The sequence below is a fragment of the Arthrobacter sp. B2060 genome, assembly GCF_059090445.1.
Genome location: NZ_JBNHFR010000006.1, coordinates 249,421 through 262,339 on the forward strand (window position 1 = coordinate 249,421; position 12,919 = coordinate 262,339).

The 12,919-nt window shown below is 66.9% G+C and carries 13 protein-coding genes; all 13 read right to left on the bottom strand.

What is annotated here, in order from left to right:
• Position 1: 1 nt before the first annotated feature.
• Positions 2-511, bottom strand: a complete 510-nt coding sequence (locus AC5RUM_RS13175) for an RNA polymerase sigma factor (RefSeq protein WP_494035323.1) — start codon at positions 509-511, stop codon at positions 2-4.
• A gap of 144 nt (positions 512-655) precedes the next feature.
• Positions 656-1,168 carry an 8-oxo-dGTP diphosphatase gene (locus AC5RUM_RS13180; protein WP_494035324.1) on the bottom strand — a complete coding sequence of 171 codons (513 nt, stop codon included), beginning with the start codon at positions 1,166-1,168 and terminating at the stop codon, positions 656-658.
• Between the two features lie 25 nt (positions 1,169-1,193).
• Positions 1,194-2,285 carry a hypothetical protein gene (locus tag AC5RUM_RS13185; protein WP_494035325.1) on the bottom strand — a complete coding sequence of 364 codons (1,092 nt, stop codon included), beginning with the start codon at positions 2,283-2,285 and terminating at the stop codon, positions 1,194-1,196.
• Between the two features lie 2 nt (positions 2,286-2,287).
• Entirely contained in the window at positions 2,288-2,758 is a 471-nt protein-coding gene (locus tag AC5RUM_RS13190; RefSeq protein ID WP_494035326.1) for an RNA polymerase sigma factor, read from the bottom strand.
• 167 nt (positions 2,759-2,925) lie between these two features.
• A complete protein-coding gene (gene xerD / locus AC5RUM_RS13195) occupies positions 2,926-3,993 on the bottom strand; it encodes a site-specific tyrosine recombinase XerD (RefSeq protein ID WP_494035327.1) in 1,068 nt (355 codons plus the stop codon).
• A complete protein-coding gene (locus AC5RUM_RS13200; protein ID WP_494035328.1) occupies positions 3,993-4,655 on the bottom strand; it encodes an NUDIX domain-containing protein in 663 nt (220 codons plus the stop codon). The genes xerD and AC5RUM_RS13200 overlap by 1 nt, the downstream gene beginning before the upstream one ends.
• Positions 4,656-4,716: 61 nt before the next feature.
• On the bottom strand, positions 4,717-6,507 hold the full coding sequence (pyrG, locus tag AC5RUM_RS13205; RefSeq protein WP_494035329.1) for a CTP synthase: 1,791 nt from the start codon (positions 6,505-6,507) through the stop codon (positions 4,717-4,719).
• A gap of 97 nt (positions 6,508-6,604) precedes the next feature.
• A complete protein-coding gene (gene recN / locus AC5RUM_RS13210; RefSeq protein WP_494035330.1) occupies positions 6,605-8,344 on the bottom strand; it encodes a DNA repair protein RecN in 1,740 nt (579 codons plus the stop codon).
• Between the two features lie 3 nt (positions 8,345-8,347).
• Positions 8,348-9,388, bottom strand: coding sequence for an NAD kinase (locus tag AC5RUM_RS13215; RefSeq protein WP_494035331.1), 1,041 nt, complete (start codon positions 9,386-9,388; stop codon positions 8,348-8,350).
• A 12-nt stretch (positions 9,389-9,400) separates the two neighbouring features.
• Positions 9,401-10,213 carry a TlyA family RNA methyltransferase gene (locus AC5RUM_RS13220; protein WP_494035332.1) on the bottom strand — a complete coding sequence of 271 codons (813 nt, stop codon included), beginning with the start codon at positions 10,211-10,213 and terminating at the stop codon, positions 9,401-9,403.
• 1 nt (position 10,214) lies between these two features.
• Positions 10,215-10,529 carry a hypothetical protein gene (locus AC5RUM_RS13225; RefSeq protein WP_494035333.1) on the bottom strand — a complete coding sequence of 105 codons (315 nt, stop codon included), beginning with the start codon at positions 10,527-10,529 and terminating at the stop codon, positions 10,215-10,217.
• Positions 10,530-10,538: 9 nt separating this feature from the next.
• Positions 10,539-11,528: an HAD-IIA family hydrolase gene (locus tag AC5RUM_RS13230; RefSeq protein WP_494035334.1), complete on the bottom strand. Its 990-nt coding sequence runs from the start codon at positions 11,526-11,528 to the stop codon at positions 10,539-10,541.
• 6 nt (positions 11,529-11,534) lie between these two features.
• The coding region (locus tag AC5RUM_RS13235) for a hypothetical protein (protein ID WP_494035335.1) at positions 11,535-12,919 on the bottom strand (1,385 nt) is incomplete at its 5' end.

A 12,919-nucleotide genomic window follows, 5' to 3' on the forward strand; every position in this document is an offset into this window, starting at 1 on the left:
GTCAGGCACCCATCCTCTGCTTCATCGATACTGCGCCGGCGGGCATTCTCTTGCGGAACGCAGCACGTGCACGATGCAGGCGCACCTTGGCGGCGGATTCACTGCACTGCAGCATGCCGGCGATCTCCGCTGTGTTGAGGCAGTCCCAATATGCCAGCCGGAGAATCTCCCTGTCCTGGGCACGAAGCCCGGCCATGGCATCCTCAACGGCCACCTGTTCCGACTCCCCGCCGAACTGCACCACGGCCATTGCCCTGAGCTTGTCCTGAAGTGCCCGCTGCCGGTCACGGCTACGGTAGGCATTCCCGATCAGGTTGCGGGCGATGGAGAGCAGCCAGGCGACATCGGTCCGGTCCTCACGGTCGGATTTCTGCCACACCACCCGGAAGACATCGGCTGCTATTTCCTCGGCCTCTTCCGCGGAGGCCACCCTCCTGCGAACAAATCTTAGGACGGCCGGGTAGCTGTCTTTGTGGACCGCAATAAACGCCAGTTCGCGCTCGGAAAGCACGATGTCCCCCTAAGGTAGTGTCCTGAGCTGCACGCTACCTGTTTAGTTTCCAGCCCGTGGGCAAGAGTTACGCAAACCTCGGAAATTCCTGATCTGGCCATGGTCCCGTTGACGTCGTTCCGGCTGTTTGCGGGGCGTTCGCGATCAAGGGGTGCCCGGGGTTTCAGGGCCCAGGTTGAGGTAGTTCCGGACGTCAAGCACCGTTTCATTGTCGTCATTCAGAACAATGACGACGTCGATCTTCACACCGCCCAGCGCGTGCGGAAGCCAATGGGTGGCATCGTCCCACATGCGCTCCAGCGGCAAGGCGTCGATCCTGAACCAGGCAGGGGCAATCTCCGCGCTTTCCTCTGGCTCCCCCTGCCAGCGGCGGGTGGTGAACAGCCTCGTGCTCATGTCCCACTCCGGGCGGGCGGGAAAAACAAACTCCACCGATCCGGCATCGAACAGGTCCTCCTCGAGAACCACTACGCCGGCTTCCTCCAGGACCTCCCGGCAGGCAGCCTCGGCGTCGGTCTCCCCCGCTTCGACGTGGCCGCCCAGGCCAACGATCTTGCCGGTTCCGAAACCGGTCTTTTTGAGGCCCAGGAGCACCTCCGGCCCGCTCCCCGGGCGCTCCCGAAGGAGGAAGCACAGGGTCACGGGCACCGAAGTCATGCAGTCCAGCCTAGCGGCGCGTCCGCTATCCGTCAGAAATCCGCAGTGACATGATCATGCGTTTGGCCGCGGCGTACTCCGGTGTCCCCATATAGGCACGGGCCTCGTCCATGCTGGTGAACGTCAAGGCACCGCCCCGTTCATAATCTCCGAGGCTCATCTGCACTGCACTGGCAAACATGTAGATGCTCGAACTGGGAGGGCCGTTGACCACGTTGTAGATCATGCAGGCCTTCCCGTCCTGGCCCCCCACCGTGCTTGTCAGTCCGTAGGAAGCCACCACGCCGCCGCCGTCAGGCATGGCACGGAAAGCGAATCTCGGGGTGACCGAATCAGGGATCTGCGGATTGTAGGGAACGTCCACGGTGGCGAAATCCAGCACGGTGTATGGCACAGGATCCGGGCGGCATGCGCCGCCCAGTCCGCCCGCTCCCCCGTACGTCAGTGTCGCCATGAGTTTGCCGGCTTGGTCCTTGACGCTCACGTTCACCATGTCCGGGAACGAGCTCGCGTTGGGTAGGACGCTCCACGTGCCCGGATGGTCGAAACTGACCGTGCCGCCTGGACTTGCATACGTGCTCCATCCTGCCGGGAGGGGCAAGGGGGCGCTGCCGGTCGGCGTCACAATAGGAGGTGACGGCTCGGCAGGCATCGGGGTTTCCGCCGGCGGAGCGACGGCTGTAGCTGCGGTGGCCGATCGCGCCGGCCGTGCCGGCGACGGTACAGGCGATGTGGCTGTTGCTGGGGCTGCTGCCGTGGGGCTTGCCTTTAAGGGTACGGTCGGCGTTGGGGTCGCTGTGGCGGACGTTTCCTGGCTGGCGGCGGGAGCCGGGGCGGAGACAGGCCTTCCCAGGTTCCCGGCCAGGACGCCGCCGGTGATTACCGCGGCGGCCGCCAGGCCCGCCACGGCCATCCGGAGCGCGGTCCGGCTGTTCCGGCCTGTTGCGGGCCGTGACGCCGCGGCGGAAATAAGTTCTGTTACGGGCGGCCGGGAGTCGTCGGTGACAGGCGGCCATTCGCCGCTTGCCTTGCCGGCGGCGCCTGCACTGCCGCCGTGCCTGTCCGGGACCACCACGTGGGGCCGTGCTTTCTTGATGAGTTCTTCGATGCGGTCCATGGCTAGCCTTTCCTGTCCATCATCAGATGCGCCGGAACAACGCGGGCGAACGCCTTGCGCGCCCGGTGGAGCCGCACCCCGGCGGCGGACGCGGAGCAATTGAGTGTTTCAGCGAGTTCGGCCGTGGTCAGGCCATCCCAGTAGCTCAGCATGAGGATCTCGCGGTCCTTTTCGTTGAGCAGCAAGAGTGCCTCGGCGACGGCTGCGCGCTCCGCATCGTCCCCGTCTTGGGCCGCCAGCCTGGCCCGCGCTTCCAGTTGCTCGGTAAGCTGCTGGCTCCGCTGCCTACCCCGGTATTCGTTGCCTATCAGGTTCTTCGCCGTGGCCAGCAGCCAGCCCAGGCCAGGAACGTCCGTGGTGCCTTTTTCCCAGGCGACGCGGAACACGTCGGCTGTCAATTCTTCGGCCCTTGCGCTGTCGTTGACGCGGTACGCGATGTAGCGGTACACCCGCCCGAAATACTGTGAGTGCATCAAGGCAAACTGATGCTCCCTGGTAGCCAGCATGCTGATCCCCCTGCATACGGATGACCGTCACCCGCTAACTGTTAAGTGTCGGCGAAGGGGTGCTTTCTTACATGCACCGGCTGCGGGTTTTGGAAAGGAGGATTTTGGTATTCAGTACCCGCCCCGATCCGGATTTATCCCAAGGCCCTTGGGTGGGCCGCGGCGTAGATTTCCCGGAGCGTGTCGGCGGTGACGAGCGTGTACACCTGGGTGGTGGTGACGGAGGCGTGGCCCAGAAGTTCCTGCACTACCCGGACGTCAGCTCCGCCCTCGAGCAGGTGGGTGGCGAATGAGTGGCGCAGGGTGTGCGGGGACACGTCCTTGGTGATGTTGGCTTTTTCGGCGGCGGCCTTCAAAATCGTCCAGGCGCTCTGCCTGCTGATCCGCCCGCCGCGGGCATTGAGGAAGAGCGCCGGCGTGCCCTTGCCCTTGGCGGCAAGCAGGGGGCGGCCACGCACGAGGTAGGCGTCCAGGGCCCGGGCGCCGTAGGACCCGAGCGGAACGAGCCGCTCCTTCGATCCCTTGCCGAACAGCCGCACGATGGCGGGTCCGTCTTCGGCCGGCTGCACCGAGATGTCATCCACGTCCAGCCCGACGGCCTCGCTGATGCGGGCGCCCGTGGAATAGAGGAATTCGAGGAGGGCACGGTCCCGCAGGCCTGTCGCAGTGTCGGTACCGGCGGCTTCGAGTATCCGGGTGACCTCATCCACGGTAATGGCCTTGGGCAGCCGCTTCCCCGGCATGGGCGGGTGGACATCGCTGGCGGGATCCGCCGTCGTCATGCCTTCCAACGCCCAAAACTTGTGCAGTCCCCGGACGGCGACGACAGTGCGGGCCGCTGACCGAACGCCCAGCGGCGTTCCGCCGTCCGAACCGTCCGACAACGCCTGGGCGAAGCCCGTCACATGGCGGCGCGTCACATCGCCGGGGCGGCTGAGGCCTTCGGCGGCGAGGTAGTTGGAGTACCGCGTGAGGTCACGGCGGTAGGCGGACAGGGTGTTGGCCGCCAGTCCCCGCTCCACGCCCATGTGCTGGATGTAGTCGGTCACGGCCCGGTCGATCGCGGTTCTGGGGCGATCGGGACGGGTACGGTCAGGACTGGGGCGCACCTGAGCCTCTTCCCGGGGGTGGGTTCCAGGATCACCAGGTCCAGGACCACCACGGGCCGGTGAGGTCTCAGCTGCTGCCGTGCCTGCTGTCATCAGCGCTGGCTGGGGTGGGCCGGCCATGGGGCGTCAGCCGGCCGCAGCCCGTCGAAACCGTCTGCTTTCGCCGCAGCGGCTGCGAGGACTCCGACGACGGCGGAGGGGTTGTGCAGGCGCCCCTCCAGCACCGCGGCCACGGCTTCTTCGAGCGGGATCCAGTGCAGTTCAATCTCGGCTTCCTCGTCGGTACGGAGGTGAAGCTCGTGGTGCGGCACTTCGGTGAGCCCGCGGGCAAGGTAGATGCGGATGGCTTCGCTGGATGATCCGGGAGAGTTGAAAAAGTCCGCCAGGACATTCCAGGTGCTCGCCACGAGGTCCGCTTCCTCGGCGAGTTCGCGCGCGGCTCCCACCACAAAGTTCTCGCCCTCGACGTCCAGCAGGCCTGCGGGAATCTCCCAGAGGTCCATGCCGACCGGGTGCCGGTACTGCTTGATCAGCAGCACCTCGCCGTCGTCATTCATGGGCAGTATGGCCACGGCCCCGGGGTGGTCGATGTAATCCCGGACCAGCGGATTGCCGTCGTCGGTGAGCTTGAAGCTGTCGCTCACCACGTCCCAGATCCTGCCCTCGTAGACCTTTTCCGTGGACAGCAGACGGCGCGGGCTCGGAGCATCCGAAACCTGCCGTGCAGCAGGGATGTTTTCAGAAATTCCGGGCATCGCGCCGTCCTCCATCATTGGTGCTGTGGTCTACTCTGCAGTCAGCTCTAGCGGCAGTGAGCTATCGGGCAGTCGCCCCGGAGGCAGCCTCGGCAGCGGGCAGCTCCGACGCTGGGGTCCGGGTCACAGGAGCAGCGGAGCCGTTGTCCGCGCCGCCGCCCTGGTGGTCCAGTGCAGCCTTGACCAGCCCGGCAAAAAGCGGGTGCGGGCGCGTGGGCCGCGAGCTGAGCTCAGGATGCGCCTGAGTGGCCACGTAGTACGGGTGTACTTCGCGGGGCAGCTCCACATATTCGACGAGCTTGCCGTCCGGCGATGTGCCGGAGAATACGAGACCCTGGGCCGCGATCTGATCGCGGTACTTGTTGTTGACCTCGTACCGGTGGCGGTGGCGTTCGCTGACGGTGGTGGTGCCGTACGTTTCGGCGATGACCGAGCCCTCATCCAGCTTGGCTTCGTAGAGTCCAAGGCGCATGGTGCCCCCGAGGTCACCGCGGCCTTCAACGAACTCGAGCTGCTCTTCCATCGTGGCGATGACCGGGTACTTGGAGTCGGGCTCGAACTCGCTGGAGGAAGCACCCTCCAAACCGACCACGTTGCGGGCGTACTCGATGACCATGCACTGCAGGCCGAGGCACAGGCCCAGCACGGGAAGCCTGCTCTCGCGGGAGAACTTCAGGGCCCCCAGCTTGCCTTCGAGGCCGCGGATGCCAAACCCGCCGGGAACACAGATGGCGTCCACGCCGTCCAGCGAACGGACAGCACCTTCGTGGGTTTCGCACTCGTCGGACGGGACCCAGCGGATCTTGACCTTGGCGTCGTTGGCGAAACCGCCGGCGCGCAGGGCCTCCGTCACGGAGAGGTAGGCGTCCGGAAGGTCGATGTACTTGCCGACGAGGGCAATTTCAACTTCGTGCTTGGGATTGTGGACGGCTTCGAGCAGCTTGTCCCAGCTGGTCCAGTCGACATCCTTGAAGGGCAGGTCGAGCGCCCGGACGATGTAGGAATCCAGGCCCTGGGTGTGCAGGGTCTTGGGGATGTCGTAAATGCTGGGGGCATCGGCGGCGTTGACCACGGCGTCGATGTCGACGTCGCACATGCGGCCGATCTTTTCGCGCATCGCGTCGGGTACTTCACGGTCGGAGCGGACCACGATGGCTTCGGGCTGGATGCCGATGGAGCGCAGGGCCGCCACAGAGTGCTGTGTTGGCTTGGTCTTGAGTTCCTGCGAGGGCCCGATGTACGGGACCAGGGACACGTGCAGGAAGAACACGTTGGTGCGGCCAATGTCCTGGCGGACCTGACGGGCGGACTCGAGGAAGGGCTGCGACTCGATGTCGCCAACCGTGCCGCCGATCTCGGTGATGATGACGTCCGGCGCGTTCTTGCCCTCGGCGGGGAGCCGCATGCGGCGCTTGATCTCATCCGTGATGTGCGGGATGACCTGGACGGTGTCGCCGAGGTACTCGCCGCGGCGCTCCTTGGCGATGACCGTTGAGTAGACCTGGCCGGTGGTCACGTTAGCGGAGCCCTCGAGGTTTTCGTCGAGGAAGCGCTCGTAGTGTCCGATGTCCAGGTCGGTCTCGGCGCCGTCGTCTGTGACGAAGACCTCGCCGTGCTGGAAGGGGTTCATCGTGCCCGGATCCACGTTGAGATAGGGATCGAGCTTCTGCATAGTTACAGACAAACCGCGTGCCCGCAGCAGGTGGCCGAGGCTTGACGCCGTCAGTCCCTTACCGAGCGAGGACGCCACACCGCCGGTGACGAAGATGTGTTTGGTCGTCTTGGACGAGCCCGGGAACCGGGAATTTACACGGGAATTTGATCGCTGCACCACGGAATTCGAGCCTATCATCAATTGAGCCTTCCACGGGTCGGTATCGCACCCCCAAATGCCTCAGTCTCCCGTGTCCGGCGCCTGTGGGCAAGAGCGAGCCAAGCGCCCAGGCCGCTTAGGCCCGCTGGGGCAGCAACTTCGCGTCGTCCAGCAACTCCTGCGCGTGGGCCTGGGCCGTCTCCGAGTCTTCCTGGCCTGCCAGCATCCGTGCCAGTTCCCGGACACGTTCCGGTTCGTCCAGCAGCTGGACGTCGCTGGAGGTGAATCCGGTGGCGGTGGCGCCGTCGGAGCCCCGCACGGACGTTTTGGTGACCCGGATGTGCTGGTCCGCGAAGGCGGCGACCTGGGGCAGGTGGGTGACCACGAGGACCTGGACGTGGCGGGCCAGCATGGCCAGCCGGCGCCCGATTTCGACGGCGGCGCGGCCGCCCACCCCGGCGTCCACTTCGTCGAAGACGAAAGTGGGCACGGGATCGACGGCGGCCAGCACGACTTCGATGGCAAGCATGACCCGCGAAAGCTCACCGCCGGAGGCACCCTTGCCAAGCGGCCGGGCGGGCGCACCCGAGTGGGGCTGGAGCAGGAAGGAAATCTCGTCCGCGCCGTAGGGGCCCAGCTGACCGGCGGCCTCAATCTTGATCACCAGGGTGGCGTCCGCCATGGCGAGGGCCTTCAGCTCGGCACTGACCCGCCTGGAGAGTTCCTTGGCCGCCTTGGCCCGGATCTTGCTGATCGCCGCAGCCTGTTTGGTGAGCTCTGCCTGCGCCCTGGCCACCTCCACGTCCAGGGCCTCAATCCGCGTGGAATCGTCCTGCAGCTCATCGAAGCGGACGCGGGCCTTCTCTGCCCACTCCAGGACCTCGTCGATGCTGGGCGCATACTTGCGGACCAGCTTGGCCAGGGCAGCCCGGCGTTCCTCGATCTCGGCCAGCCGCTCGGGCCCCTCCGAGTCCAGCCCGGCCTGGTAGCTTGCCAGTTCCGTGGCGATGTCGTTGAGCAGGAACCCCACTTCCGCGAGGCGTGCGGCGGCGCCTCCGAGCTCTTCGTCATGCTCGGCCACGTGCTCCAGCGTCCGTTTGGCAGTGTCCACCAGCGTGGTGGCATCACCGGTTTCGCCGAAGTCTTCGGCAATGAGTGCCTGGTGCGCCGTGGTCGCGGCGATGCGGAGCTCCTCGACGTTTGCCAGCTTCACGGCCTCGGCCTTGAGGGCTTCGTCCTCCCCCGGCTGCGGGTCCACGGCGTCGATCTCTGCCAGGGAGATCTCCAGCGATTCGGCCTCGCGCAGCCGGTCCCGCGCGGCACTGCGGAGCGTTTCCAGCTCCGCCTGGCTGGCCTTCCAGGAGGCGTACAGCTGTTGGAAGCCGCCCAGTGTGGCGGCCAGGGCCTCTCCTGCGAACTTGTCCAGCGCTTCGCGCTGGGCTGTGGCGCCCTTGAGCCTGATCTGGTCCGACTGCCCGTGCACCACCACGAGCGATTCACCGATTTCGGCCAGGACCCCCACCGGGGCGGCCCTACCGCCGAGGAACGCCCGGCTTCGTCCGTCCGCCCCGAGGCGGCGGGACAGCAGCAGTTCCACACCGCCGTCGAACTCCTCAATCTCCGCCCCTGCGTCACGGGCGCGTTCCACGGCGACATGCCCGGAACCGAGCCTGACGACGGCTTCGGCGGAGGCGCTCTTGGCGCCACTGCGGACGGCCCCGGCGTCGGATCGCGCACCCAGCAGCAGCCCGACGGCGGTGACCACCATGGTCTTGCCGGCACCGGTTTCGCCGGTGACGACGCTGAGCCCGGGGCCCAGCGGCAGCGTGGCGTCTGTGATGACGCCCAGATCGCGGATTCTCAGTTCTTCAAGCATGGATCACTTCCCGGTCGGAGGATCGGTTTCTTCAGCCTGCCCGGCCAGGACCTGGCCGGCATACCCGGGCGCCGGCGGCGGTGCCATGGGCCGCGGGGTCCGCACGATCGGCACCGGACCCGTGGTGATAGTCCCGGACTGCGGCACCGGGCCCCGCCAGCCGTGGATGGGCAGCTCGAACTTGCGGACCAGCCGCGCGGAGAACGGCGTCTGGTGGGTGCGGGCCAGCCGGACGGGTGTGGCGGAACGCGTGACCTCCACCCGGGCGCCGGGCGGGAGGTCAACCGATCGGCGGCCGTCGCACCACAGCACACCCTGCGCGTCCGTGCGGTTCAGCACCTCCACAGCCAACCGGGACCGCGGTGAAACGACCAGGGGCTTGGCGAACAGCGCGTGGGCGCTGATGGGGACGATCAGCAGGGCTTCCACTTCGGGCCACACCACGGGGCCGCCGGCGGAGAATGCGTAAGCGGTCGATCCTGTGGGCGTGGCGAGCACCACGCCGTCGCAGCCGAAGGAGGTCAGTGGGCGCTCGTCCACTTCGGTGACCACCTCAAGCATCCGCTCGCGGTTCCCCTTTTCGATGGCCGCCTCATTGAGGGCCCAGGTGTGCCAGATTTTTTGTCCTCGAACCCACACCTGGACGTCGATGGTCATGCGCTCTTCCACCGTGTATTCACGGCTGGCGATCCACTCCACGGTCTGTGCGAGGTCAGCCCGTTCGCTTTCGGCCAGGAACCCCACGTGTCCCAGGTTCACGCCGAGGAGGGGTACATCCACTTCCCGGACCAGTTCCGCGGCGCGAAGGATGGTGCCGTCCCCGCCGAGCACCATGACGAGCTCCACATCGGGCAGCTGGACATGGTCGTGCAGCACCTCCACGGGATGCTCCAGCCGGCCGAAAAAGCCCTCCATGTCGCCCAGTTCGGATTCCTGCATCACCGGGATGATGCCGCACGCGTGCAGCTGGGCACACGCCTCCCAGGCAGCCTTCAGGGATTCTTCGCGGCCGGTGTGGGCAAGTACCAGTACACGCCTGCTCATCGGTTCCGCTCTCTAGTGGTTCGGCCAGATTGTCCCGAGCAACGCAGCCACGGCTGCATCCCGCTCTTCGATCTTAGGCAAGTCTTCGGCAATTCTTCGTTTTATCCACAGGAAGTATTCGACATTTCCGTCCTGCCCCGGCAGCGGGCTGCTGGCCAGTCCACATAGTTCCAGTCCCGCATCGAGGGCAGCCCCAGCTACTTTACCGACTGCCATCCGCCGTTCGCGCTCCGACGTGACAACGCCCGTTCGGCCGAGCCGTTCCTTGCCAATCTCGAACTGCGGTTTGACCATGAGCACGAGGTCGCCGCCGGCGCTGGTACACGCGGCCAGCGGCGCCACCACGAGGGTCAGCGAGATGAACGACAGGTCCGCCACTGTCAGCTCCGCCGTGCCGCCGATCTGGTCGGGGTCCATGTAACGGACGTTCAGCCCTTCATGGACGCTCACCCGGGCATCGTCCCTGAGCTGCGGGACGAGCTGGCCGTGCCCGACGTCGACCGCCACTACGTGCTCTGCTCCCCGCCGCAAGAGGACATCGGTAAAGCCGCCGGTGGACGCACCGGCGTCCAGACAGCGTTTTCCGGCGACGGCGACGGCGGGAAAAGCGTCGAGCGCACCGGCCAGCTTGTGCCCGGCACGGCTGACGTACGTGTCGGTGGCGTCTTCTGCCACTGTCAGCTCGCGGTCGTCGGCGACCTGCAGCGAGGCTTTCGCGAGGACGTCGCCGGCCGACGTCACTTTGCCGTCGGCAATGAGCCGTGCCGCGTGCGTGCGGGAACGCGCCAGCCCGCGGCTGACGAGGATCTGGTCGAGTCTGGCCATATCAGGCGGCACCGGGTCCTGCCGCGGCGCCGGGCCCGGAAATGTCCTCGTTCAGCGCTGCCAGCAGACCGTCATGCATCTCCGCGTAGGCGGCAGGGTGCTCGGACACCGGAAGCGCGGGGACGTCCCTGACGCTGTCGAGAATTGCCTGAACTGTGCCATCCAACTGCGGGCCGTCCAACCGCGCGACGTCCAACTGCGCGACGTCCGTGTCCGTGCCGTCGGAGTCCGACCCGGCAAAGCCGGTCGGCGGCAGCTCAGGCCAGGCAATCTGCGCTGCTGTTTCCAGCTCGGCATCAGGATTTGGCTGTGTCATTGCACCAGTCTATTGACCGAGCCAGTCAAGAACGGGCGCTGTGGCCGTCGGAGCCTGCGGGCGGGCATTCCACCATGCGGCACAGGCCGCACGCCAGGAATCGAGGTTGTCCTTGTCGCCGCTGATGCGGACACTGTCTCCGTCCACGGAAGCCGAGGCGTCACCGCAGCGGTAAGCGCCGCCGTCGTGCTCCACGGCAGGGTACGGCTGGTACAGCCCGGTGAGGTCCTCAATGAGGAAGTCAGGCCGTTCATCCGTACGGGCTGCGAGGATCGTCTCCCGGGTGTCGACGCCGGTGAGGACCGCCACGGTGGCAAAGCCGGCCCGGTTGCCGCCCAGGATGTCCGTGTCCAGCCGGTCGCCGACCACCAGCGGGCGCTCCGCCGCGAGGCGCTTGGCCGCAGCGTGGAACAGAGGAGCCTCCGGTTTGCCCGCGACGCGCGGCGTCTGGCGGGTTGCGGCAGCAACAGCCGCCACGAGGGTGCCGTTGCCCGGCGCAATCCCGCGGGCCTGCGGGATGGACATGTCCGTGTTGGTGGCGACCCACAAGGCGCCGCCAGCTACGACGTACGATGCTTCGGCCAGGTCCTTCCAGCCGATTTCGGGGTTGAAGCCCTGCACGACGGCCACCGGCTTGTCCGCCCCACTGTGCACGGGGGTCAGGCCCACGAGCTCGATTTCGTGGGCCAGTGCGGGGCTGCCGGTGATGAGGACGGCAGCACCCGCGGGGAGGAGCGACGCCAGCAACTCGGCTGCCGCCTGCGACGAACTCACCACCTGGTGGTCTTCGGCCGGGGCACCCAACTCGCGCAGGTGGGCGGCCACCTGCGCCGGGGTCCGGGACGCATTGTTGGTCACGTAACCGAGCCCGACGCCGATGCCGTCGAGGCGCTGCAGCGAATCCACTGCGCCGGGAATGGCATGGGGACCCGCGTACACCACGCCGTCCAGGTCGGACAGGAGCGCGTCGAACCGCGAAATCAGGTGCGTGTCAGTCATGCGTTCCTAGTCCTCCGAGCCTTCAGGCCGGCGGTCCTCGTGCGCTTCAGGTTCGTCGTGGGCTTCGGCCCCGCCGTGCACTTCACCGTGTGCTTCCGCCTCGCCTGCACCGCCCTCGACGTCGTCCTCATCCTCCGGTTCGGCTGAGTCGACGTCGGACTCGGCGTCGTCGGACGAAAAGTAGTCGGTTTCGGCGTCGTCGATGTTCTCGCCTGCCGACGCGCTCTCCGCCCCGGAGGCTGCGGTCTCGTGGCTGACCTCTGCGGCCTCCTGGGCGGCAGTGGCGCGTGCCTGTTCGGGAGCGGCATCTGCTGCCGCTTGGGTTATCAGTCGGCGGCGTTCGGCTTCTTCGCGGGCTTCCTCTTCCTCGTCCCAGCCGAGGTCGATGATGTCCGGTTCCTCGGAAACCCCCATCCCCAGGGCTTCCTCTGCCACCAGTGCCTGGCGCTGCCATTTGCCGGCTTCCGCTTCACGGCCGGCGGCCGTCAGGGCGTCCGCGTAGGCACGGAACAGGCGGGGGCTGTAGGAGAAGGCGCGGTTGATGTCCAGCTGCGGGATCTCAAGCTCGGCCACGGCGGCGTCGAGCTGGCCCAGATCTGAACGGGCACCGGATGCGACGATCGCCAGCTCCACCTTGCCGGGTGCGTCCAGGTCTTGGGCTTCCTCAGACCGGACCACGTCCAGGGCCCGGTCCGGGCGTCCGAGTCCGCGTTCGCAGTCAGCCATGACGGGCAGGTGCACGTTGGAGCCGCTGATCCGGCGGTAGGTCCGGAACTCACGGAGGGCCTCGCCGTAGTGTCCGGCGGCGTACGCCGTGAGGCCGACAGCTTCGCGGACGGCAGCGAGCCGTCCCCCGCGCCGGCTGGCAGCCAGGGCATGCTGGAAGGCGAGCTCGGGCTCTTCGTCGAGGAGACGGCCGGCCATGACGAGGTGGCGGGCCACCCATTCAGCGCTCTTGGCTTCGAGGGTCTTGATCTGGTGCTGCGTGGCGCGGTCCAGTTCCTTGCCGGTGACGTCCTCATCGATCTCGGGGGAACGCTCGCGGTCCGGGCGGTTCGCGCTGCGCAGGTCCCGTACGTTGGGGACGCGGACCGGGCGGTCTTCTGCCCTGTCACGGCCGAACTGGCGCGGGCCGGAGTCGCCCCGGTCAAAACTGCGCGGCGCCCTCTCCTGCCGGTCACCAAACGGTTTGCGGTTCTCGCCGCCGCCGAAGCCGCGGCGATCTCCCTCGCCCTCACGACGCGGACGATCACCAAACGGCTTACGCTCCCCGCCACCAAAGCTACGACGATCACCCTCGCCCTCACGACGCGGACGATCACCAAACGGCTTACGCTCCCCGCCACCAAAGCTACGACGATCACCCTCGCCCTCACGACGCGGACGATCAC